At 66.9% G+C, this 22,177-nt stretch carries 22 protein-coding genes; 9 read left to right on the top strand and 13 right to left on the bottom strand.

Features of this window, described 5'->3' with window-relative positions:
- The first annotated feature begins 292 nt into the window (after nt 1-292).
- From ABE485_RS24285 to ABE485_RS24275, 3 genes are all read left to right on the top strand, one after another.
- A complete protein-coding gene (locus ABE485_RS24285; RefSeq protein ID WP_346517803.1) occupies nt 293-1,585 on the top strand; it encodes a M20/M25/M40 family metallo-hydrolase in 1,293 nt (430 codons plus the stop codon).
- 82 nt (nt 1,586-1,667) lie between these two features.
- Nucleotides 1,668-2,417, top strand: coding sequence for a glycerophosphodiester phosphodiesterase (gene ugpQ / locus ABE485_RS24280; RefSeq protein ID WP_346517802.1), 750 nt, complete (start codon nt 1,668-1,670; stop codon nt 2,415-2,417).
- A gap of 13 nt (nt 2,418-2,430) precedes the next feature.
- Entirely contained in the window at nt 2,431-3,321 is an 891-nt protein-coding gene (locus ABE485_RS24275) for a 23S rRNA (adenine(2030)-N(6))-methyltransferase RlmJ (RefSeq protein ID WP_346517801.1), read from the top strand.
- 68 nt (nt 3,322-3,389) lie between these two features.
- On the opposite strand, the gene ABE485_RS24270 is transcribed toward ABE485_RS24275, so the two are convergent.
- The 3 genes from ABE485_RS24270 to ABE485_RS24260 all read right to left on the bottom strand — a co-directional run bounded on the left by ABE485_RS24270 (nt 3,390) and on the right by ABE485_RS24260 (nt 6,141).
- The gene (locus ABE485_RS24270; protein WP_346517800.1) at nt 3,390-4,820 is read right to left on the bottom strand and encodes a dihydrolipoyl dehydrogenase; all 1,431 of its coding nucleotides are present in this window, start codon (nt 4,818-4,820) and stop codon (nt 3,390-3,392) included.
- Nucleotides 4,821-5,042: 222 nt separating this feature from the next.
- The gene (locus ABE485_RS24265) at nt 5,043-5,771 is read right to left on the bottom strand and encodes a glutathione peroxidase (RefSeq protein WP_346517799.1); all 729 of its coding nucleotides are present in this window, start codon (nt 5,769-5,771) and stop codon (nt 5,043-5,045) included.
- 169 nt (nt 5,772-5,940) lie between these two features.
- Nucleotides 5,941-6,141 carry a heavy-metal-associated domain-containing protein gene (locus ABE485_RS24260; protein ID WP_346517798.1) on the bottom strand — a complete coding sequence of 67 codons (201 nt, stop codon included), beginning with the start codon at nt 6,139-6,141 and terminating at the stop codon, nt 5,941-5,943.
- A 158-nt stretch (nt 6,142-6,299) separates the two neighbouring features.
- Between ABE485_RS24260 and ABE485_RS24255 the strand changes: the two genes are divergently transcribed.
- Nucleotides 6,300-8,582 carry a heavy metal translocating P-type ATPase gene (locus ABE485_RS24255; RefSeq protein WP_346517797.1) on the top strand — a complete coding sequence of 761 codons (2,283 nt, stop codon included), beginning with the start codon at nt 6,300-6,302 and terminating at the stop codon, nt 8,580-8,582.
- Nucleotides 8,583-8,611: 29 nt separating this feature from the next.
- The gene (gene cueR, locus ABE485_RS24250) at nt 8,612-9,004 is read left to right on the top strand and encodes a Cu(I)-responsive transcriptional regulator (RefSeq protein WP_346517796.1); all 393 of its coding nucleotides are present in this window, start codon (nt 8,612-8,614) and stop codon (nt 9,002-9,004) included.
- 52 nt (nt 9,005-9,056) lie between these two features.
- Here cueR and rlmD read toward each other — a convergent pair whose 3' ends face one another.
- The 7 genes from rlmD to surE form a co-directional block, all read right to left on the bottom strand.
- A complete protein-coding gene (gene rlmD / locus ABE485_RS24245; protein ID WP_346517795.1) occupies nt 9,057-10,550 on the bottom strand; it encodes a 23S rRNA (uracil(1939)-C(5))-methyltransferase RlmD in 1,494 nt (497 codons plus the stop codon).
- A 211-nt stretch (nt 10,551-10,761) separates the two neighbouring features.
- Nucleotides 10,762-11,514, bottom strand: coding sequence for a TorF family putative porin (locus tag ABE485_RS24240; RefSeq protein ID WP_346517794.1), 753 nt, complete (start codon nt 11,512-11,514; stop codon nt 10,762-10,764).
- Nucleotides 11,515-11,861: 347 nt separating this feature from the next.
- Nucleotides 11,862-12,491: a hypothetical protein gene (locus tag ABE485_RS24235; RefSeq protein WP_346517793.1), complete on the bottom strand. Its 630-nt coding sequence runs from the start codon at nt 12,489-12,491 to the stop codon at nt 11,862-11,864.
- 190 nt (nt 12,492-12,681) lie between these two features.
- The gene (locus ABE485_RS24230) at nt 12,682-13,461 is read right to left on the bottom strand and encodes a 3'-5' exonuclease (RefSeq protein ID WP_346517792.1); all 780 of its coding nucleotides are present in this window, start codon (nt 13,459-13,461) and stop codon (nt 12,682-12,684) included.
- Nucleotides 13,458-14,315, bottom strand: a complete 858-nt coding sequence (locus tag ABE485_RS24225; protein ID WP_346517791.1) for a peptidoglycan DD-metalloendopeptidase family protein — start codon at nt 14,313-14,315, stop codon at nt 13,458-13,460. The genes ABE485_RS24230 and ABE485_RS24225 overlap by 4 nt, the downstream gene beginning before the upstream one ends.
- A gap of 16 nt (nt 14,316-14,331) precedes the next feature.
- Nucleotides 14,332-15,156 carry a protein-L-isoaspartate(D-aspartate) O-methyltransferase gene (locus tag ABE485_RS24220; protein WP_346517790.1) on the bottom strand — a complete coding sequence of 275 codons (825 nt, stop codon included), beginning with the start codon at nt 15,154-15,156 and terminating at the stop codon, nt 14,332-14,334.
- On the bottom strand, nt 15,141-15,899 hold the full coding sequence (surE, locus tag ABE485_RS24215) for a 5'/3'-nucleotidase SurE (RefSeq protein ID WP_346517789.1): 759 nt from the start codon (nt 15,897-15,899) through the stop codon (nt 15,141-15,143). Before surE ends, ABE485_RS24220 begins: the two co-directional genes overlap by 16 nt.
- 181 nt (nt 15,900-16,080) lie before the next feature.
- On the opposite strand from surE, the gene plsY reads away from it, so the two are divergent.
- Nucleotides 16,081-16,719 carry a glycerol-3-phosphate 1-O-acyltransferase PlsY gene (gene plsY / locus ABE485_RS24210; RefSeq protein WP_346517788.1) on the top strand — a complete coding sequence of 213 codons (639 nt, stop codon included), beginning with the start codon at nt 16,081-16,083 and terminating at the stop codon, nt 16,717-16,719.
- Nucleotides 16,720-16,758: 39 nt separating this feature from the next.
- On the opposite strand, the gene tsaD is transcribed toward plsY, so the two are convergent.
- Nucleotides 16,759-17,793, bottom strand: coding sequence for a tRNA (adenosine(37)-N6)-threonylcarbamoyltransferase complex transferase subunit TsaD (tsaD, locus tag ABE485_RS24205; RefSeq protein WP_346517787.1), 1,035 nt, complete (start codon nt 17,791-17,793; stop codon nt 16,759-16,761).
- Between the two features lie 111 nt (nt 17,794-17,904).
- Here tsaD and ABE485_RS24200 point away from each other — a divergent pair, with 111 nt between their 5' ends.
- Nucleotides 17,905-19,197: an NCS2 family permease gene (locus ABE485_RS24200; protein ID WP_346517786.1), complete on the top strand. Its 1,293-nt coding sequence runs from the start codon at nt 17,905-17,907 to the stop codon at nt 19,195-19,197.
- Nucleotides 19,198-19,317: 120 nt separating this feature from the next.
- On the opposite strand, the gene ABE485_RS24195 is transcribed toward ABE485_RS24200, so the two are convergent.
- Nucleotides 19,318-19,671, bottom strand: coding sequence for a VOC family protein (locus ABE485_RS24195; protein ID WP_346517785.1), 354 nt, complete (start codon nt 19,669-19,671; stop codon nt 19,318-19,320).
- Between the two features lie 255 nt (nt 19,672-19,926).
- On the opposite strand from ABE485_RS24195, the gene ABE485_RS24190 reads away from it, so the two are divergent.
- Nucleotides 19,927-20,949, top strand: coding sequence for an LLM class flavin-dependent oxidoreductase (locus ABE485_RS24190; RefSeq protein ID WP_346517784.1), 1,023 nt, complete (start codon nt 19,927-19,929; stop codon nt 20,947-20,949).
- A 168-nt stretch (nt 20,950-21,117) separates the two neighbouring features.
- Nucleotides 21,118-21,492 carry a thioredoxin family protein gene (locus ABE485_RS24185; RefSeq protein ID WP_346517783.1) on the top strand — a complete coding sequence of 125 codons (375 nt, stop codon included), beginning with the start codon at nt 21,118-21,120 and terminating at the stop codon, nt 21,490-21,492.
- Nucleotides 21,493-21,576: 84 nt separating this feature from the next.
- On the opposite strand, the gene ABE485_RS24180 is transcribed toward ABE485_RS24185, so the two are convergent.
- Nucleotides 21,577-22,164, bottom strand: coding sequence for an IMPACT family protein (locus ABE485_RS24180; protein WP_346517782.1), 588 nt, complete (start codon nt 22,162-22,164; stop codon nt 21,577-21,579).
- Nucleotides 22,165-22,177 lie beyond the last annotated feature (13 nt).

Below are 22,177 nucleotides of genomic sequence, written 5' to 3'. Positions count from 1 at the left end.
TCGATTCGCCCTATTCCCATACCGGTTTTTGTTGCTTTGTCACCGGATCAGCTCGCGGATTTTACCATTTCTCATTCATGAAGGCGCTGGCGCGTGACCAAAGGAGCCATGGGCCGCCGCGCGGGACTGCCGGCCGCACGGATGCCCCACGCCGTCAACCCGGGAAATCACCATTTCCGCCCCACCCGTCCCCCCGTATCGTGGCTCTCAGGGTAAGCCCGCAGTCCGCGGCGCCCCACGGACCGGCCCCAGGCCGGTTTGTCCTTCCTCGCACGCATAAAGGTCCCTACAGATGCCGCTCACGCCTTCCCGCCTGCCTATCCTGAGAACCTGCCTTGCCCTGGCTTTCCTGGGGAGCGCGCATACCGCGCTCGCCGCCCCCGTGGCCGCCGTGCACGAGGCGGCCAAGGGGCAGCAGCAGGCCATGCTCGACACCATGCGCGACCTGGTCAACATCGAATCGGGCAGCAAGGACGTCGAAGGCGTGGAGCGCATCGCCGAGCTGATCCGCGACCGCCTCAAGGCGCTGGGCGGAACGGTGGAGATCATCGCGCCCACCGACGTGTTCCGGCTGGACGACACCCCCGAAAAGGTCGGCCCCATGGTCCACGCGGAATTCAAGGGCAGCGGCAGCAAGAAGATCATGCTGATCGCCCACATGGACACCGTCTACCGCAACGGCATGCTCAAGGACCAGCCCTTCCGCGTGGACGGCGACAAGGCCTACGGCCTGGGCATCGCCGACGACAAGCACGGCGTGGCCGCCATCATCCACACCCTGGCCATGCTGAAAGGCCTGGGCTTTGCCGACTACGGCACCCTGACAGTGCTGATCAACGGCGACGAGGAGATCAGTTCGCCCGGCGCCCGCAGCACCATCACGCGCCTGGGCGCGGACCAGGACGCCGTGTTCTCGTTCGAGGGCGGCGGCATGGAACCGCGCCTGACCCTGGCGACCAGTGGCATCGGCGCGGCCTACCTGACCGTGCAGGGCAAGACCTCGCATGCCGGCGCGCGTCCCGAGGGCGGCGTCAATGCACTGTACGAGCTGTCTCATCAACTGCTGAATCTGGACAAGCTGTCCAAGCCCGAAGACGGCCTGAAGCTGAACTGGACCGTCGCGCAGGCCGGCACCAACCGCAACGTCATCCCGGGACTGGCCACCGCCCAGGGCGACGCCCGCGCGCTGCGCGTGTCCGATTTCGACGCCCTGGCCCGCACCCTGGAAGAGCGCGTCCAGAAGAAGCTGCTGCCCGAGTCCAAGGTGAGCGTCAAATTCGAAGTGCGCCGCCCGCCGCTGGAGGCGACGGCCGCCTCGCGCGCGCTGGCCCAGCACGGCGTCCAGATCTACAAGGAACTCGACCTGCCCATGAAGGTGGTGGACCGCGCCAGCGGAGGCGGCACCGATGCCGCGTTCGCCGCGCTGAAAGCCCGTGGCCCCGTCATCGAAGGCATGGGGCTGAGCGGCTTCGGCGCCCACTCCAACGACGCGGAATACATCCAGATCAACAGCATCGTCCCGCGCCTGTACCTGGCCACAAGAATGATCATGGACGTCTCGCAGGACAAGGCGCCGCTGAAATAGGCGTCGGCCGGGACAGGAGGCGCCCCCTGAGAACAGGGTATCCTTGCAACCTGTCCCAAAAGAACCCGAAAGCAGCACCGAAATGACCGCAAACCTCCCCTCCTGGCCCTATTCCCGTTACATCGCGCACCGCGGCGGCGGCCGACTGGCGCCGGAGAACACCCTGGCCGCGATGCGCGTGGGCGCCGCGCATGGCTTCACGATGTTCGAATACGACGTGAAGCTCAGCAGCGACAACGTGCTGGTGCTGATGCACGACGACGACGTCGACCGCACCTCCAACGGCCAGGGCCCGGCCGCGGCCAAGACCTACGCCGAACTTGCCCAGCTGGATTTCGGCGGGTGGCATTCGGCCGCCTACGCCGGCGAACCCCTGCCCACTTTCGCCGCGGTCGCCCGCTACACGGTCGCCAACGGCATCGCCAGCAACGTCGAGATCAAGCCCTGCCCCGGGCGCGAAGCCGAAACCGGCCGCGCCGTCGCGCTGGCTGCCCGCCAACTGTGGCAAGGCGCGGACACGGCCCCGCTGCTGTCCTCGTTCGCCGAGGAAGCCCTGCAGGCCGCGCGTGAAGCCGCGCCCGAACTGCCGCGCGCCCTGCTGGTGGAAAAAGTGCCCGCCGACTGGCGCGAACGGATGGCCAAGTACGACTGCGTGGCCCTGAATATCAACCAGAAGGACGCTACCCGCGAACTGATCCACGCCGTGCACGCCGCCGGCTACCGGATCGCGGCCTGGACCGTCAACGACCCCGAGCGCGCCCGCCTGCTGCTGGACTGGGGCATCGACGGCATTTTCACCGACGAGCTGGCCGCCATCCGGCCCGCCGCCTGAGGCAGGACGTCCCGTGTTCAGCTACCGCCACGCCTTTCACGCCGGCAACCATGCCGACGTGCTCAAGCACGCCATCCTCGTTCACACCCTGGATTACTTCAACAAGAAGGACGCCCCCTACTGGGTCGTCGACACCCACGCGGGCGCCGGCCTCTACAGCCTGGACAGCGACTGGGCGGCCAAGACCTCCGAGTTCGCCGACGGCATCGGCCGCCTGTGGGAGGCCAAGGACCTGCCCCCGATCCTGGCCGACTATGTGGCGCGCATCCGCGACTACAACACCAACGGCCGCCTGAAGCGCTACCCCGGGTCGCCGTGGCTGGCGCTGGACGCGATGCGCCCGTCGGATCGCCTGCGCCTGTTCGAAATGCACCCCACCGAGATCGACACCCTGGTCGGCAACCTGGAACACCAGGGGCGCGCGGCGCAGCGCCAGACCACGATCTACGGCGACGACGGCTTCGAGGGCGTCAAGGCATTGCTGCCGCCGCCCACGCGCCGCGGCATGGTGCTGATCGACCCCTCATACGAAGACAAGCACGACTACCGCCGCACGCTGCAGACCGTCAAGGAATGCGTCAAGCGCTTCGCCACGGGCACCTACGCGATCTGGTATCCGCTGGTGCAGCGCCGCGAGGCCAGCGAAATGGCTCGCCACTTCGAGAACCTGAAGGTCAAGAGCTGGCTGCACGCCACGCTGACCGTCAAGAAGGCCACGATCGACGGCTACGGCCTGCACGGCAGCGGCATGTTCCTCATCAACCCGCCGTGGACGCTGCACGACGCGCTCAAGCAGGCCATGCCTTACCTGGCGCGTGAACTCGCGCAGGACGAGCGGGCGGGATACACGCTGCAGTTCCGCGAGAACCCCTTCCCCGTCGCCAAGAAGCACTCCGACGACTGAGCCGCGGCGCGACCCGCACCAGAACGACAAGGGCCGCGCTGTTGCGCGGCCCTTGCACATTCGCGGGATCAGACCGTCTCGGCGGCCGACTGGCGCAGCGCTTCCTGCGCCAGCGCCAGCTTGGACGCCGCGTCGCGCAAGGCGGTGCGCAGGCCTTCCTCGATCACGGGATGGTAGAACGGCATTTCCAGCATGCGCGCCACCGTCAGTTCCTGCTGCACGGCCCAGGCCAGCAGATGGCCGATGTGCTCGGCGCTGGGGCCGACCATCTCGGCGCCCAGGAAACGGCCCGTCTCGATGTCTGCATAGACGTGCAGCATGCCGCGATTCTTCAGCATGACGCGCGAGCGCCCCTGGTCGCTGAAGTCCACCGCCCCCGTGACGAAGGTGCCGGGCACCAGGCGGGCATGGCTTTCTCCCGCCAGCGCGATCTGCGGATCCGAGAACACCACGCCCAGTGGCGCGCGCCGCAGCCCCTTGCGCACTTCAGGAAAGCGCGCGGCGTTCTCGCCGGCGATGCGGCCTTCGTCGGCGGCTTCGTGCAGCAGCGGCGCATCGGCGTTGGCGTCGCCAGCGATGAAGATGGGCGAATTGCCTGCCTGCATCGTGTGCCGGTCGAACAGCGGCACGCCCTGGGCGTTCAGTTGCAACGACGTGTTCTCCAGGCCCAGCCCGTCGATATTGGGACGGCGGCCGGTCGCGACCAGCGCGTAGTCGAAGCGCTCGGTGCGCTCGCTGTTGTCGAGCGCGATGTACCGCACTTCCACTTCGTCGCCGACGCGCGTCGTTTCCAGCACGCGGGCGTCCGGATCCAGATAGAACTCGCGCTGGAAGATCTTGCGGGCCGTCTGGCGCACCTGCGGATCGCTGATGCCGCCCAGGCTGCCGCTCACGCCGAAGACGCGAACTTCCACGCCCAGGCGCGCCAGCGCCTGGCCCAGCTCCAGACCGATCACGCCGGGCCCGAACACGGCCACGCGGTTCGGCAGGTCGTCCCACGCGAAGACATCATCGTTCACGACGAGGCGGTCGCCCAGCGCCAGGAAAGGCGGCGGCACGGACGGACGCGAGCCGGTGGCGATCACCACGCGCGACGCCTGGATCTCGGTGTGCTCGTCCACGCGCAACACCGTGTCGGACACGAACCGGGCGTAGCCGCGCAGCTTGTCCTGCGACGGGATGTTTTCCACCCCCTCGAGCACGAAGCCCACGAAACGGTCCCGTTCGCGCTTGACGCGGTCCATGACTTCGGCGCCATCGACCGAAATCTCGCCGCCCACGTGCACCCCGAATGCTTCGGTGTGCGCGGCCGCATGCGCCGCCTCGGCAGCGGCAATCAGCAGCTTGGACGGCATGCAGCCCACCCGTGCGCAGGTGGTGCCATAGGGGCCGCCCTCGATGAGCAGCGCGCGCATGCCCGCGGCCTTCGCGGCCCGGTACGCGGCCAGGCCGGCGGTGCCGGCGCCGATCACGGCGATGTCGGTGTGCAGTGTTTTCATGAGTGGGTGTCCCCCGGTGTTGCGTGTCAGCAGGAATTCAAAGGCGAGTTCAGCCTTGTTGCGCATCCTCCGGACGAACGCCGTCCCGCGCCGGAGCGCGCGGCATCGCCACGAGGGTGCATAAGAAGGGAAACTCAGGACGGTCCGGCCAACGCGGCTTTTCAGCCGCGCCGGTCAGGCCTGCCGGACGGGTAGAGGGTACCCGGCCGGCAGCGCGACAACTCAGGCGAAGTGCGCCTTCAGGTCTTCCAGGCCGCCGATCAGGGCGCCATTGATGAACACCTGGGGAGCCGTGCCCTTGCCGGACACCGCGCCGATCACGCGGCCGCGGACCTTGTTTTCCAGCGGGATCTCGATCGGGGCGTAGCCCTTGCTGTCCAGCAGCGCCTTGGCTTCCACGCAGAACGGGCAGCCCGGCTTGGAGAACACGACCACCTGGTCGGGCTTCTTGGCCGTCGGGGCGAAGTGGGCCAGCATGGTGTCGGCGTCCGACACTTCAAACGGGTCGCCTTCCTTTTCCGGTTCGATGAACATCTTCTGGACCACGCCGTCCTTCACGAGCATGGAATAGCGCCAGCTGCGCTTGCCGAAGCCCAGGTCGCTCTTGTCGACCAGCATGCCCATGCCTTCGGTGAAGGCGCCGTTGCCGTCGGGCAGCAGCGTGATGTTGGCCGATTCCTGGTCCTTGGCCCATTCGTTCATGACGAAGGTGTCGTTGACCGACACGCAGACGATGCTGTCCACGCCGGCGTCGAAGAACGCGGGGGCCAGTTCGTTGTAGCGCGGCAGGTGGGTCGACGAGCAGGTCGGCGTGAAAGCGCCGGGAAGCGAGAAGACCACGACAGTCTTGTTCTTGAACAGGTCGTCGGTCGTGACCTTCTTCCACGTGTTGTCCTCACGAACGGGGAACGTAACGTTCGGAACACGTTGGCCTTCGCGGTTTTGCAGCATTCGAATCTCTCCTTGGGGTAGCGGGGTTTGGTTAACCACCATGGAAAGAATCATAAATCTCAACTATCAACTAATCCAATTTAATTAATTTAATTGATTGATAGTCAATGGCAATTAAATAATTGCCTAAGGAAGGCTGGACCTATCATAGCCCAGCCCTCCATGGGCCTCAGACGCGCGACGGCTCGTAGCCGGCGTCGCGGATCGCGGCCTCGATCTTGTCCGCCTGGTCCGTGCCGGTCACCGTGACGCGATGGGCCGGCAGGTCCACGGCCACAGTGGCGCCCGGAGCGGCCTGATTCACCGCGCCGGTGATGGTTTTGACGCAATGGCCGCAAGTCATATCAGGCACTTGGAACTCGATGCTCATTAGATTTCTCCTGGTTGAAGGCTGGCGGGATCGGTTTGTTCCCCCATTGAAGGCAGGTTAAACCTTCCCATGGTGTCAGGGTCAAGCGTAGAATGGGGCTTGACCTTCCCACAATGGGAAGGATGAAACTGGGTGCTCCCATCCAGACAGAGACCATCATGAGCGTTGCCGCCCCCTCCTCATTTTCCGAGTTGGAACTCGCCATCGAAGGCATGACCTGCGCATCATGCGTCAAGCGCGTGGAAAAAGCCTTGACCAATGTCCCCGGCGTTGCGCAGGCGCAAGTAAACCTTGCGACGGAGCGCGCCCTGGTGTCGTTCGACCCCACTGCCGCGCAGCCCCAGGCGCTGGTCGCCGCCGTGGGCAAGATGGGCTACGAGGCCCGCCCGATCGCCGCGCAGGACGACCATGCCGAACGGCAATCGCAGGCGCGCGACGCCGAGGCCCAGCGTCTGCAGGGCGCATTCATCGCCGCGCTGGTGCTGACGCTGCCCGTCTTCGCCCTGGAAATGGGTTCGCACCTGATACCCGCCATGCACCACTGGGTGCTGGATACGATCGGCCAGCAGAACAGCTGGCTGCTGCAGTTCGTCCTGACCACCGCCGTGCTGGCCTGGCCCGGCCGGCAGTTCTTTACCAAGGGCCTGGCCGCGCTGTGGCGCCGCGCGCCCGAAATGAACTCCCTGGTGGCGTTGGGCGCCGGCGCGGCCTGGGCCTATTCCGTCGTGGCGACCTTCGCTCCCGGCTGGCTGCCGGAAGCCGCGCGAAACGTCTACTTCGAGGCGGCCGCCGTGATCGTCACGCTGATCCTGCTGGGCCGCATGCTCGAAGCGCGCGCCAAGGGCAAGACGGGCGCCGCGATCAAGCGCCTGATCGGCCTGCAGCCCCGCACCGCGCGCGTCATGCGCGACGGCCAGGCCCAGGACATCGAGATTGAGCGCGTGCGCACCGGCGACATCGTGGTGGTGCGCCCCGGAGAGAAAATCCCGCTGGACGGCGAGATCATCGAAGGCAGTTCCTACGTCGATGAATCCATGCTCACGGGCGAACCCGTGCCGGTCGAAAAGCAGCCCGGCATGCAGGCGACCGGCGGCACGCTCAATACCTCGGGCAGCTTCACGCTGCGCGTCACGCACACCGGCGCCGACACGATGCTGGCCAGGATCATCCGCATGGTCGAAGCCGCCCAGGGCGCGCGCCTGCCCATCCAGGCGCTGGTGGACCAGGTGACGGCGTGGTTCGTCCCCGCCGTCATGGCGGCCGCCCTGCTCACCTTCCTGGCCTGGTTCTTTTTCGGCCCGTCGCCTGCGCTGTCGCATGCGCTGGTCAACGCGGTCGCCGTGCTGATCATCGCCTGCCCGTGCGCAATGGGCCTGGCCACGCCCACGTCCATCATGGTGGGCACCGGTCGCGCCGCCGAGATGGGCGTGCTGTTCCGCCAGGGCGACGCCCTGCAGACGCTGCGCGACGTCAACGTCGTGGCCTTCGACAAGACCGGCACGCTGACGCTGGGCAAGCCCACGCTGACCGAACTGGAACCGGCCGCCGACCATGACGCGCAGCAGGTGCTGCAGTGGGTGGCCTCGGTGCAGGCGCGCTCCGAACACCCGATCGCACTGGCCATCGTGGCCGCGGCCGAGGAACGCAAGCTGCCGCTGCTCGCGGCCCAGGGTTTCGCCGCGATCACGGGCGCCGGCGTCGAAGCCGCGGTGGACGGCAGGAACGTGCTGGCCGGCGCCGCGCGCCTGATGGCCGAACGCGGCGTGGACGTCAGCGCGTTCGGCGAACGCGCCGCCGACTGGGGCAACGAAGGCAAGACGCCCATCTATGTCGCCATCGACGGCCAGGCGGCCGCCATGATGGCGGTGACGGACCCGGTCAAGCCTTCCGCCGCGTCCGCGATCGCGGCGCTGCATGCGCAAGGCCTCAAGACGGCCATGATCACGGGCGACAACCGCTACACGGCGCAAGCCGTCGCGCGCCAGCTGGGCATCGATGAAGTCCGCGCCGAGGTGCTGCCGGACGGCAAGGTGCAGGCGATCGCGTCGCTGCGCGAAGGCGGGCGCAAGGTGGCCTTCGTGGGCGACGGCATCAACGACGCGCCCGCATTGGCCGCGGCGGATACCGGCATCGCCATCGGCACCGGCACGGACGTGGCGATCGAAGCCGCTTCCGTCGTCCTGATGGCCGACGACCTGCACGGCGTGCCCAACGCCATCGCGCTCAGCCGCGCCACGCTGGCCAATATCCGCCAGAACCTGTTCTGGGCGTTTGCCTACAACGCGGCGCTGATCCCGCTGGCCGCGGGCGCACTGTATCCGGCCTTCGGCCTGTCGCTGTCGCCGATCTTTGCCGCCGGCGCCATGGCCCTGTCCAGCGTCTTCGTGCTGGGCAACGCGCTGCGCCTGAAGGCCTTCCGCCCGCGCGCGGCGCACGCCTAGTCCGGCATCGGACATCCAGGAGTCTGCAAATGAATATTGGACAAGCCGCGAAAAGCTCGGGCATCTCCGCCAAGATGATCCGCTACTACGAGAGCATCGGCCTCATCGGGCCGGCGGTGCGCACGGATTCGGGCTATCGCGTCTACAGCGAGCATGACCTGCACACCCTGCGCTTCGTGCGGCGCGCGCGGGACCTGGGCTTTTCCGTGGAGCAGATGAACGAGCTGCTGACGCTATGGAAGGACCGCAGCCGCGCCAGCGCGGACGTCAAGCGCATTGCGCTGGAGCACGTGCAGGAACTGGAGCGCAAGGCCGAGGCGCTGCGCGAGATGGCGGCCACGCTCAAGCATCTGGCCCAGAATTGCCACGGCGACGACAGGCCCGACTGCCCCATCCTGGAAAACCTGGGCTGCTCTCACTGACGTAGAGCCGGGCCGCGCCTTTTGCACGACAGGCGCGCCCCGCCCCCGCGCCTTATTGCCCCGCCTGGGCCTCGGCGGCGACGCGCGCCTCGTAGGCCTCGGTGGCCGCCTGCTTGGCCGCCGCCTTTTCGGCCGCCGCGGCGAGCTTCGCCTCTTCCGCCGCCACGGCATCCGCGGCAGCCTGGATGGCCCGCTGGCGGGCGCGTTCCTTCACTTCCAGCACGCCCGCGGCATCCAGCGATTCGAACACGGCGATCGATTCCACGTGGCCCGTATGCGGGAACATGTTGATCACGCCCGCGCTCTTGAGCACATAGCCGCCTTCGTGGACGAGGATCGCGGCATCGCGCGCCAGCGTGGCCGGATTACAGGACACGTAGACGATGCGGCGCGGACGTTCTTCGTGCGTCAGTTCCGACAGCGCCTGCGACACGGCATGCGCGCCCTCGCGCGGCGGGTCGATCAGCATGCGGTCGAAGTAGCCAAGGCTGCGCAGCCAGGTCGCATCGACCTCGAACAGGTTGAGCGTGGCGAAGCTGGTGCGCTCGCCCAGCCCGTGGCGGGACGCCGCATCAAAGGCCCGGTCGGTCAGCGCCTTGCTGCCCTCGACGCCCACGGCCTCGCGCCCTTGCGTGGCCAGGGGCAAGGTGAAGTTGCCCAGCCCGCAGAACAGGTCCGCCACGCGGTCGGTCGGCTGCACTTCCAGCAACTGCAGCGCCCGCGACACCATCGCGCGGTTGATGGCGTGGTTGACCTGCGTGAAGTCGGTGGGGCGGTAAGGCATGCGCAGACCGAATTCCGGCATCGTGTACGCCAGCGTGTCGTTGTGCTCGCGCTCCAGCGCGTGCACGGTTTCCGGGCCCTTGGACTGCAGCCACCACTGCACATTGTGGCGCGCCGCGAAGGCGCGCAGGATGGCGATGTCGCCGTCGGTCAGGGGCAGCAGGTGGCGCAGCACCAGCGCCGTCACCCCGTCGCCCAGGGATACTTCGATCTGGGGCATGCGATCGGGCGCCGACATGGAGCCGATCATTTCGCGCAGCGGAACCAGCAGGTCGCTGACGTGGGGCGGCAGCACGTGGCATTCGCGCATGTCGGCCACATAGCTGCTCTTGCGTTCGTGGAATCCGACCAGCACCCCGCCCTTCTTCGGCACCACGCGCACCGACAGGCGCGCGCGATAGCGGTAGCCCCAGGTCGGTCCCTGCATGGGCGCGAGGATGCGCGCCGGGCGCAGCTTGCCCACGTGCCAGAAGGTGTCTTCCAAGGCACGCTGCTTGATGGCCACCTGAGTGGTGGGCTCCAGGTGCTGCATCGCACAGCCGCCACAGACGCCAAAGTGCGGGCAGCGCGGCGCGACGCGTTGCGACGAGGGCCGCAGCACCTCGTCGACGCGGGCGGTTTCATACGAAGGCTTGCGGCGCAACGTGATCGCGGTGACCCGTTCGCCCGGCAATGCGCCTTCCACGAAAATGACTTTCCCGTCGCGGCGGGCGATCCCCCTGGCTTCCAGGTCCAGGGATTCGATACTTAAAACGTCAGACATCTCACGCAGTCCAGAATTGCACGCAACCCAATATTGTAAAAGGACTGTGCGCAAACCCGGAAATCGAGTTTCACGGGGCCGGAACCCTTGCGAGACGCCAATGAGGACTTGCGGAAGCGGGCATCAAAAAAAGGGGCTTGCCGGCGGCCGCCTGGTAGCGACCGCCCGCAAACCCCAAAGGCCGGCGCTGTTCAGGGCGCCGCCACGGATATCAGAATGAACGCGCCACCGAGAAGACGGCGCCGATGCGGCCAGACGGATGGCCGTATTTGGTGGGCAGCCAGTTGTCCTTGGTGGCGCCCACGGCGGCCAGGCCCAGGATCCAGCCCTTCAGGTCCTTGGTCACGCCGACCTTGTAGTCGACGTAATGGCCGATGGAATCGCCGTCCATGTTGGTCTGGTTCTTGAGCTTCTGGTAGCCCAGGTGGCCCAGCAGCCCCCAGCCGTCGCCGAGGTCGAAGGTAGCCGTGCCGTCCAGGTACCAGGTGCCCTTGCTGTCGGGGGTGCTGAAGAAGTCGCTGGGCGTGTACGAATACTTGAGGCTGTAGTTGCCGTAGGAGGCGCCGAGGTAAAGGTCCGTGTTGTTGTAGTTGCCGCCCTTGGGGGAACTGGAACCCGGGTAGTAGTAATGCAGCACGCCCGCATCCAGCGTGAATCCGCCGCCGACGTCGCCCTTCCAGCCGCCGTAGAAGTCCATTTCCAGGTTGCCGTCGGTGAACACGAAGCTGGAGACATTGGAGTTCCAGTTGCCCAGGTAGAAGCCCGAACTGTGCGTCAGGTCAAAGCCCAGTTGCGCTGCCGGACGGAAATCGGTCTGGGAATAGCCCCGAAAACGGTAGTCGCTGACAATGGTCGCGTTTCCGCTAAGCGAAAAACCACCCCCCAGGTCGGTGGGTTCGGCCTGCGCAGACCCTGCGAAACAAGCGGCAAGTGCGACAGGCAAGGCTAGCAACGTCTTCTTCATGGTGCGGAGTCCTGATCGGATTTACGAGGAGGCGGACGGCGCGCGGCGCATCCGGCTGGCCGGCCTTGCTGCTTGATTACTACCGGCTCAAATCCTTTGAAGCAATGTCCGTGCCAGGTTTGGCGCATCACCGCGAAGCCCGATCCGCCCGGCGGCATGACGGCTGCGCACCATGCTGGTGCCCCGCTTTGGGGCGCAGGGGCAACCGATGCGTCAAAACGGGGAATGCGGGGCCACGACCTGCCTCGGGCAAGGACCCGTACCAACAAAAAACCCCGGCACGCGGTGGCGTCCGGGGTCTGGCGGGGCGGAAGGATCCGCCCCGATGGCGGGCTGGGATTACCGGCTTAGTTGGCCTTGGGCGGGGGCGGCGGGGGCACGTCGCCGGCGGCGGGCGGAGGCGGCGGCATGCCGGCCCTGCCCTTGCCCTGGCGGCCTTCCATCTTGGCGTGACGCTCGGCCATCCTGGCTTCGCGTTCCTTGACGATCTTGGTCACCTGGCCACGCTGGGTGTCATTCAGGCTGTCCCAGACCGCCAGCCACTGGTCGCGCACCTGCTTGGCCTGCGCGCCGAACTGATCGCGGGATTTTTCGGATTGCTCGATCAGTGCGCGCGGGTCCAGCTTGCCGCTGTCCAGTTGCGCCTTCAGCAGATCATGGCGCTTGCCGCCGGAAGCGCGCATCGCTTCGTGCAGGCTGCGCTGGCCGTCCTGGGCCGTCTTGAACAGGGCTTCCTGCTTGGCGTCGAGCTTCAGTTCGGCGACCTGGGCCTTGGACACGGGGCCCAGGCCGGGGATGAACAGGCCATCGCGCATGCCTTTGTGGAAACCGCCGCCGCGGTGGCCTTCGTGCATGGCGGCGGGGCCGCCTTCGGCGGGGGGAGGAGGCGCAGCCATGACGGCGCTGGCCGCGAAGCCGCTCGTCGCGGCGACAATTGCAAGGGCGGCCAAGTTGGTGCGGATAGCGAATCGGGACATGAAGGTCTCCTGAAAGTGAAGAAAGCGAGGCCATTGTGCGACTCCGCTGGTTTCATCCAGGTTTCGTGCGTGACGGCCATGTTTCAGTCGATTGCTTGTCCCGCAGACGCAAGAACGGAGCCGTGCAGGCTCCGCTCAGTGGCGGGCTTTCCGTGGAAACGGAGCGCCGCCGGCCCGGCCGCCGTGGAGGTCAGCCGGCGTCCCAGGCCGCCATGTATTCCTTCCAGTGCGGCGCGTCGCTGGCGCTGAGCGTGTCGCGCACCAGCGCCACTTCGGCTTCGTAGGACGTACGGTCCAGTTCGCCGCGCAGGAAACGGAAGCGGCAGTAGACCAGCCACGTGTTGACCACGTCGGTCTCGCAGTACGCGCGCACCTCGTCGGCGCGGCCCGTGCTCCAGGCTTCCCAGACCTTGCTGCCGTCCATGCCGAGCTTGCCCGGAAAGCCGCACAGCTTGGCCAGTTCATCGAGCGGCGCGTTGGCCCGGCCGTTGTACTTGGCCAGCACGTCCATCAGATCAACGTGGCGCGTGTGATAGCGCGAGATGTAGTTGTTGAACTTGAAGTCGCGGTCTTCCTCGCCCATGTCCCAGTAGCGCGGCGCGGGCACGCCCTGGATCAGGCTGCGGTAATGCAGCACCGGCAGGTCGAAGCCCGATCCGTTCCAGCTGACGAGCTTGGGCGTGTAGCGTTCGATGGTCTTGAAGAAGCCGGCCAGCAAGGCGGCTTCGGGGTCATCGGGCTGGCCCAGCGTCTTGACGCGAAAGCCCTGGTCGTCGCGGAACACGCAGCCCACCACCGCCACCTTGTGCAGGTGCAGCGGCAGGAAGTCGTGGCCCACGGCTTCGCGCCGCGCCGCAAGCGCGCGCTCGACCACTTCGTGGTCCGGCACGTCGGCGCCCCAGCCGTTGAGCTTGCGCAGCCCGTCGGCGTCGGGAATGGTTTCGAGGTCGAATACCAGAGTGGGCGTCATTTGGGCGGCAGGTACTGCATCGGGTCAACGGGCGTGCCCTGGCGGCGGATCTCGAAGTGCAGGCGCGGCGACGTGGTGTCGCTTTGGCCGAGTTCGGCGATCTTGGCGCCGCGCTTGACGTTCTGGCCCGTCTTCACGAGCAAGGCGCGGTTGTGCGCATACGCGGTGATGAAGCCGTTCTGGTGTTCGACGATGATCAGGTTGCCCAGGCCGCGCACGCCGTTGCCGCTGTACTTGACCAGGCCGTCGGCCGCTGCGGTGATGGGATCGCCCAGCGCGCCGGCGATGTCGATGCCCTTGCTGCTGGAATTGAATCCCTGCACGATCTGGCCGCTTGCCGGCCAGGCCCAGTTGATGACGCCGGCGTCGGCCGCGCGCGTGGCCGGCTTGGTGTCCACCGGCGCCGGAGGCGGCGTGGGCGTGGCGTCGGGCGCGGGCGTGCCCGCTGCGGGGGGTTCGGGTTGATCGAGCGGACGCGGCTGCGGCTTGACGCTGGCAACCGGCGCGGTCTGCGCGCCGCCGCCCGAACCGCCGGACATCTTCAGCACCTGCCCGACCGAGATCTGGTTGGGATCGCTGATGTTGTTCCAGCGCTTGATGTTTTCGATATCGGCGTTGTTGGCGCGGGCGATCTTGTAGAGCGTGTCGCCCGGCTTGACCACATAGCTGCCGGACGGCGCGGACGACGCGGGTTGCCCGCCGGTCATGTCGACCACGGGGGCACGAGTACCTTTGGATGCGCAGCCGGCCAGGATGGCGAGGCTGAGGACCCCCACTGCGAAGAGCGGGCGGCGCAGGCGCGTCATGGACGCGCCCATATTCATATCGGTCAGTTGCAACTGCCCGTTGAGCATACGTTTCTCCTGTTGCTCAAGATTGTATTCCGGACCGTAGCGGCACAAAGCGCACGGCCTCTAGTTCAGTACGTTTCCAGCTGGCCGCGCCTGTGCGTTCGATCAGAACAAGGCGCTGGTTCGAGCCCCCTTCGGGAGCGATCAGGCGGCCACCCGGCGCAAGCTGCGTGAGCAGCGCTTGCGGGATGGCCAAGCCAGCGGCAGCCACAACAATAGCATCGAACGGAGCCACGCCGGGCAGCCCCAAGGTGCCATCGCCATAGATCAAGCGGATCCTGGTGGTGAGGCGCAAGGCGCGCAGGTGATCGCGCGCCAGCTCGTAAAGTCCGCGTATGCGTTCGATCGTGTGGACATCGCGCACGAATTGCGCCAGCACCGCCGCCTGGTACCCGCAGCCCGCGCCGACCTCGAGCACGCGCGTCGGCGTGCGGTCTTCGCAGGCAGCCGCGATCATACGCGCCACGACCCACGGCTGTGAAATGGTTTGCGAATGTCCGATGGGCAGCGCGGCGTCTTCGTAGGCACGGCTGGCAAGCGCTTCATCCACGAACAGATGGCGCGGCACGGTGGCCATGGCATTGAGTACGCGCTCGTCCGTGATGCCTTGCGCCCGCAGCCGCTGGACCATGGCCTGGCGCAGGCGTTCGGAGTTCAGGCCCAGGTTGCCGCCCGACGCGGGCTGGGGCGCCTGCGCCTGCTTCTGGAGAGTGGCCGCCGAAATGCGCGTGTTGCTGTTGGCCGGGGTGTAGCCCGGGCCCAGGCGCCCCGTATCGTGGCGAACGGGGCCGCTGCGGCCCGACGCCCCTTGGGAAATGTCCGGCTGGCTTACGCGCTTGCGCATAGCGGCTCCGCCCACGTGCGGATCTCGTCCAGTTGGCTGTGCTGGGTCAGGTCCAGGCGCAACGGCGTGACGGAAACGATGCCTTGCTCGACCGCATGGAAATCCGTGCCGGGCGTGGCGTCCGCCGCCAGGCCGACCGGACCGATCCAGTAGACCGTGTCGCCATACGGCGTGGTGGTGCGCACGACGGGCTGGGACGGGTGCCGCTTGCCCAGCCGCGTGACCGCGAATCCATGCATGTCTTCGAAACGGCGGCTGGGAATATTGACATTGAGCAGCACCGGAGCGGCCAGCGGCTGCGCCAGATGGCGCTCGACGACCAGGCGGGCCGCGCGGGCGGCGGACTCGATGTGTTCCCAGCCCTTTTCCGCCAACGAAAACGCGATGGCGGGAATGCCGAACAGGTAGCCTTCGCTGGCGGCGGCGACGGTGCCCGAATAGAGGGTGTCGTCGCCCATGTTGGCGCCGTTGTTGATGCCGGACACGACCAGGTCGGGACGCGTGTCCATCAGGCCGGTGAGCGCAACGTGCACGCAGTCGGACGGCGTGCCGTTGACGGCGATGAAACCGTTGGACGCCGTGCGCACGGACAACGGCCGGTTCAGCGTCAGGGAATTGGAGGCGCCGCTGTGATTGGTCTCGGGGGCGACAACGGTGAGATCGCCCAGGCCTTCCAGCGCCGCAACCAGCGCTTCAAGGCCGGGGGCCGAGTAACCATCGTCGTTCGAAACCAGAATTCGCATTGTGCATCCGAAAGAAAATAAAACGCGGGTGGGCGTTGCGGATTGTACCGTCCGCGGCCGGCTCCCGTCTGTCCGGGGTGGCGCCTTTGGATCGGTCCCCCACGCTCGATAACCCGAACCCGGTTCGCGCCCGGGCGCGGTAGAATCCGCAGCCATTACTACAACAACGGATTCCCTTTCCATGGCGATAACCGAACCCTCCCTGGCGTTTGCCGCTGCGCTCGTCCTGTTGGCCTACCTGATCGGCTCCGTGCCCTTCGCCGTGGTCGTCAGCAAGCTCATGGGGCTGCAGGACCCCCGCAGCTACGGATCCAAGAATCCCGGCGCCACCAATGTGCTGCGCACCGGCAACAAGACGGCCGCCGCGCTGACGCTGCTGGGAGATGCGGCCAAGGGTTGGTTCGCGATCTGGCTGGCCGAAAAGCTGGCCCCCGGCATCAGCCCTGCCGCCCTGGCGGCGGTGGCGCTGGCGGCCTTCGTGGGCCACCTGTACCCGATCTTCCTGGGTTTCAAGGGGGGCAAGGGCGTGGCGACCGCGCTGGGCGTGCTGGTGGCGATCCAGCCCTGGCTGGCCGTCGCCACCGCGGCCACCTGGCTCATCATCGCGGTGTTCTTCCGTTATTCCTCGCTGGCCTCGCTGGTGGCCGCGTTCTTCGCCCCCGTCTACTACGTGTTCGGATCCGGCCTGGCCTGGCAGGCGCAGCCGGCCCTGGGCATCGCGCTGGCGGTCATCGGCATCCTGCTGTTCTACCGCCACCGCGCCAACATCGCCCGCCTCATCCAGGGCACCGAAAGCCGCATCGGCAGCAAGAAGAAATAATCCTGGGGTTCGGCAGGCGGCCTGGCCGCCCGCCTTGCTTCATGCGATATCGGCCAGGTCCCAGCGCGGTTTCACCGTGAAGCTGTGGGCGCTGGCATCCAGCGTCGCCAATCCCGCCTTGACCCGTTCCGACGCCGCGAAAGCAATCATGGCGCCGTTGTCGGTGCACAGCTCCAGCGGCGGGAAATAGGCCCGGGCCTTCAGGGGCTTGAGCGCCGCATCCAGCTTGGCGCGCAGGAGCTGATTCGCCCCTACCCCGCCCGCGACCACCAGGCGGCGCAATCCCGTCTGTTTCAGCGCGCGGATGGATTTTGCGGCCAGCACTTCCACGATGGCCGCCTGCGTGGCCGCGGCCAGGTCGGCGCGCGCCTGCTCGTCCAGGCCGCCGCCATCCCGCTCGGCCGCCTTGACCCGCGTCAGCACGGCCGTCTTCAGGCCGCTGAAGCTGAAGTCCAGGTCTCCGCTGTGGAGCATGGGGCGCGGCAGGTCGAAGCGCGAGGCATCGCCGCTGCCGGCCAGCCTGGCCAGCGCAGGCCCGCCGGGGTAACCCAGGCCCATCAGCTTGGCGGACTTGTCGAAGGCCTCGCCCGCCGCGTCGTCGAGCGTTTCGCCCAGCAATTCGTAGCGGCCCACGCCGTCCACGCGCATCAGCTGCGTGTGGCCGCCGGACACCAAGAGGGCGATAAAGGGAAATTCGGGCCGCGGGTCGGCCAGCATCGGCGATAGCAGATGGCCTTCGAGGTGGTGGATGCCGATGGCCGGCAGGCCGCGCGACCAGGCGAACGACTGCGCCACGCTGGCGCCGACCAGCAAGGCGCCGGCGAGCCCGGGGCCCGCCGTATAGGCGACCGCGCCGATATCGGACATCTGCAGGCCGGCGTCCTCGAGCACCTGGCGGGTCAGGGGCACGACGCGGCGGATGTGGTCGCGCGAGGCGAGTTCGGGCACCACGCCCCCGTATTCCTGGTGCATGGCGATCTGGGTGTGCAGCGCATGCGCGAGCAGACCGCGTTCCGTACAGACGGCTGCGACACCGGTTTCGTCGCAGGAGCTTTCAAAGCCGAGAATAATCATGGCGGCAGAGTTTACAACTGATGCGAAAATACGCCTGTTTCTGAATTGGGAGGGACTATCCGGCCCCTCCCGCCACAATCCGCAAGCCTGTAAAAAACACTGGGGACTCGAATGCTGGAGAAGCTATTCAAGCTGCGTGAACACGGCACGACCGCAAGAACGGAAGTCGTGGCCGGCCTGACGACATTCCTGACGATGTCGTACATCATCTTCGTGAATCCGGACATCCTGTCGTCGACGGGCATGGACCGCGACGCCGTGTTCGTCGCCACCTGCCTGGCCGCCGCGCTGGGTTCCCTGGTGATGGCGTTCATCGCCAACTGGCCGATCGGCATGGCGCCCGGCATGGGCCTGAACGCCTTCTTTGCCTTCACCGTGGTCAAGACCATGGGCTACACCTGGGAGCAGGCGCTGGGCGCCGTGTTCATCTCGGGCATCATCTTCCTGTTCCTGACGATATCCGGCATCCGGGTCTGGCTGGTCAAGGGCATCCCGCATTCGCTGCGCAGCGCCATCGCGGCCGGCATCGGATTGTTCCTTGCCATTATCGCGCTATCCAGCGCCGGCATCGTGGTCGCGCATCCGGCCACCAAGGTCACGCTGGGCAACCTCACCGCCCACGGCCCGCTCTTCGCCATCCTGGGCTTCTTCGTCATCGCGTCGCTGGACGCGCTGCGCGTGCGCGGGGCGATTCTGATCGGCATCATCGTCGTCACCGTGCTGTCGATGGCGCTGGGCTACAACGAGTTCAAGGGCATTTTCTCGGCCCCGCCCAGCCTGTCGCCCACGCTGTTCAAGCTGGACATCCTGGGCGCGCTGCACAGCGGTTTCGTCCACGTGATCCTGGTGTTCGTGCTGGTCGAGGTCTTCGACGCCACCGGCACGCTGGTGGGCGTGGCCAAGCGCGCCGGCCTGGTGCCGGAAGACCGCCCCAACCGCCTGGGACGCGCCCTGTTCGCCGACAGCACCGCCATCGTGGCCGGCTCGATGCTGGGCACCAGCAGCACCACCGCGTATGTCGAAAGCGCATCGGGCGTGCAGGCCGGCGGCCGCACCGGCATGACCGCGCTCATCGTGGGCCTGCTGTTCCTGGCCGCGCTGTTCATTTCGCCGCTGGCAGGGGCCGTGCCCGCCTATGCCACCGCGCCCGCCCTGCTCTATGTGGCCGGCCTGATGATGCGCGAACTGATCGACATCGACTGGAACGACGTCTGCGAAGCCACGCCCGCCGCGCTGACGGCGCTGGTCATGCCGTTCACGTACTCGATCGCCAACGGCATCGCGTTCGGCTTCATCAGCTACGTGGTGCTCAAGACCGCCACCGGCAAGATCCGCGACGTGCATCCGGCCACGTGGCTGGTCGCCGTGCTGTTCGTCATCCGCTACGCGTTCTTCCCTGAGTAGGCCGCAAGCCCTAAAGGCGGCGCAGCGTGGGGGCGCTTTTTCATCGCCGAGCCGCCTCAAGATGAAAACGCCCCCTTGGGGGGCAGCAAGCCGAAGGCGCAGCGTGGGGGCGGCAACTTCTCATTGCGCCGTCCACACCGCGAGTTCGTACCCGTCCGGATCAAGGAACTGGAAACGGCTACCGCCGGGAAAGGAAAACACGTCGCGGCTGATCCGACCGCCCGCCGCCGTCACGCGGCGCTGGATCGCGGGCAGGTCCTCGCCATACAGAATCACGAGCGGGCCGCCCGGCCGCACCGGTTCGCCAGTGGTGAAGCCGCCCGTCAGGCGGCCGTCGGTGAATTCGCAATAGGACGGCCCGTAATCCGTGAATGTCCACCCGAATACGTCGCCGTAGAAGCGCTTGCTGCGTTCGATGTCTGCCACGTTGAATTCGATGTTGTCGATCTGATTGTTCTGGCCTCGGATGCCCATGTGTATCTCCTGCGGGACGTCCCGCTTCGCGCACTATAACGGTGCCGCGCGCGGGTGTGGGCGTTGCGTGCCGCGCCCGCTATTGCGCGGATCGAGAAAATCAATCAACCCGTCCGACCGCATGGTTGCTGGCTTGCAGGCTTGAATTCGCCGATACACTCCCCATGTAAATCAGCATATGGAGTACATCTTGCGCCTTTCCCGTCTGAGCCCTGCGTTGCCCCCCTGTCCCGCCACGAACACCGGGGTGCGCGCATGAGCGCCCTGGCCAGCATTCCCTTTTCCGTGCTCGACCTGGCCCCGATTGTGCAGGGGCGGGATGCCGCAGACGCCTTCCGCAACACGGTCGCGCTGGCGCAGCACGTCGAACGGCTTGGCTACAACCGCTTCTGGCTGGCCGAGCACCACAACATCAACGGCGTGGCCAGCAGCGCCACGGCCGTGCTGATCGGACACGTCGCGGGCCACACAAGCACCCTGCGCGTGGGCTCAGGCGGCGTGATGCTGCCCAACCATGCACCCCTGATCATCGCCGAACAATTCGGCACGCTCGAAACCCTGTACCCCGGTCGCATCGACCTGGGCCTGGGCCGCGCGCCCGGCAGCGACGGCGCCACGCAGCAGGCGCTGCGCCGCAGCCCGCGCAGCGGCCTGGAGTTCCCGGCCCTGGTGGAAGAGTTGCGCGCGTTCCTGGCGCCCTCGCGCTCCGGACAGCCCGTGCGCGCCATTCCCGGCGAAGGCCTGGACATCCCCATCTGGCTGCTGGGATCCAGCGATTTCAGCGCGCGCATGGCGGCCGAGCTTGGCCTGCCGTTCTCATTCGCGGGCCATTTTTCGCCCGAGGGCATGGCGGCGATGCGCCTGTACCGCCATCTGTTCAAACCGTCCGCAACCCTGTCGCGTCCGTATTCGATGATCGGCGTGCCGGTGATCGCCGCCGAATCCGATGAGGCGGCCCGGTTCCAATCCACCACCCAGCAATTGAAATTCCTGTCGCTGGTGCGCGGCCATCGCCTGCAGCTGCAGCCGCCCGTCGAAAGCATGGACGGCGTGTGGAACGAATGGGAGCGCGAGGCGGTCAATCAAAGGCTGGGTGCCTCGATCGTGGGCGGCCCCGACACCGTCAAGCGCGAACTCGAAGCGCTGGTCGCCGAAACGCAGGCCGACGAAGTCATGATCGTGTCCGATTTCTATGACATCGCGGACCGTCTGCGCTCTTTCGAGATCGTCGCGTCGCTGAAGAACGGCGCCGGCGTATCCACCAAAACCGCGGCCTGAGGGCCGCAGACTGCGCCAACCGAAGCGCCAACCATTGCGACGCAGGCTGGACCGGCTCTACTATTGCTTATCAGGCAATCGGCCATCACGCGTCGCCGCAACATGTCCGGGGCAGGCCCCGGGGTCTCCGCCACCGCTTTTTAGCCGCCCGCGCGGCAAGGATTCCAAATGAGTATTGTTGAACTCACCAAAGACAGCTTCCAGGACGCCATCACGCCTGACGGCACCCTGATCGTCGACTTCTGGGCCCCCTGGTGCGGCCCGTGCCGGGGCTTTGCGCCCGTGTTCGAGCACGCCGCCACCGAGCATCCCGATGTCACGTTCGCCAAGGTGAACACCGACGTCGAGCAGGAACTGGCCGGCGCGCTGGGCATCCGCTCGATCCCCACCCTGATGGTCTTCCGCGAAAAGGTCCTGCTGTTCTCGCAGCCGGGCGCCTTGTCGGGCGGACAGCTCAATGAGCTGCTTGCCAAGATCAAGGAAGTGGACATGGAACAGGTCCACAAGGAAATCGCCGCGGCGCAAGACAGCCAGGACGCATGAACCAACAAGGGGCCCGACATCGGGCCCCTTGCTTTTGCACCGGGGCAACTGGCCCGCTTGCGTGGCCGCGGCCCTGCGGCGGCGCTAGGACAGCACTTCCCAGGCCGACCGGCCGCGCGTGATGTTCGCGACGGTGACCTCCAGGTCGCCCAGCACCGCGCGCGGCGCCGTGAAGGACAGCGTCACGCCCTCTTCGTTGAAGTCTTCCTGCTGGATCGCCGCGCCCGCCTGGGCCAGGCGCGACTTCAGCAGCGCAAGTTCGGCGAATCCGCAGTTGCAGCGCACGGTCGCCAGGTCCACGATCTCGGTGCGTTCCGCCAGCCGCAGGCAATTGGCCGCGCAGCCGCCGTAGGCGCGCACCAGTCCGCCCGCACCCAGCTTGATTCCCCCGTACCAGCGCACCACCAGCACGGCCACGCGGTCCATGTCCTGCCCTTCGATGGCTTGCAGGATGGGCCGGCCGGCGGTGCCGCCGGGTTCGCCGTCATCGTTGAAGCGGTATTCCTGGCCGATGCGATAGGCCCAGCAATTGTGGGTGGCCTCGGGGTCGCCGCGCTCGGCGAAAAAGCGCATCGCGTCGTCGACGGTCGCGACAGGCGCGGCGTAGGCCGCGAAGCGGCTCTTCTTGATGTCTTCCTGGTAGGAACAGGGAGCGGTCAGCGTGTGCGTCATGCCCGGCATTGTA

The organism is Achromobacter spanius (assembly GCF_039673305.1).
Lineage (GTDB): Bacteria > Pseudomonadota > Gammaproteobacteria > Burkholderiales > Burkholderiaceae_B > Achromobacter > Achromobacter spanius_F.
This window is presented reverse-complemented; position numbering and strand designations above follow the sequence as displayed.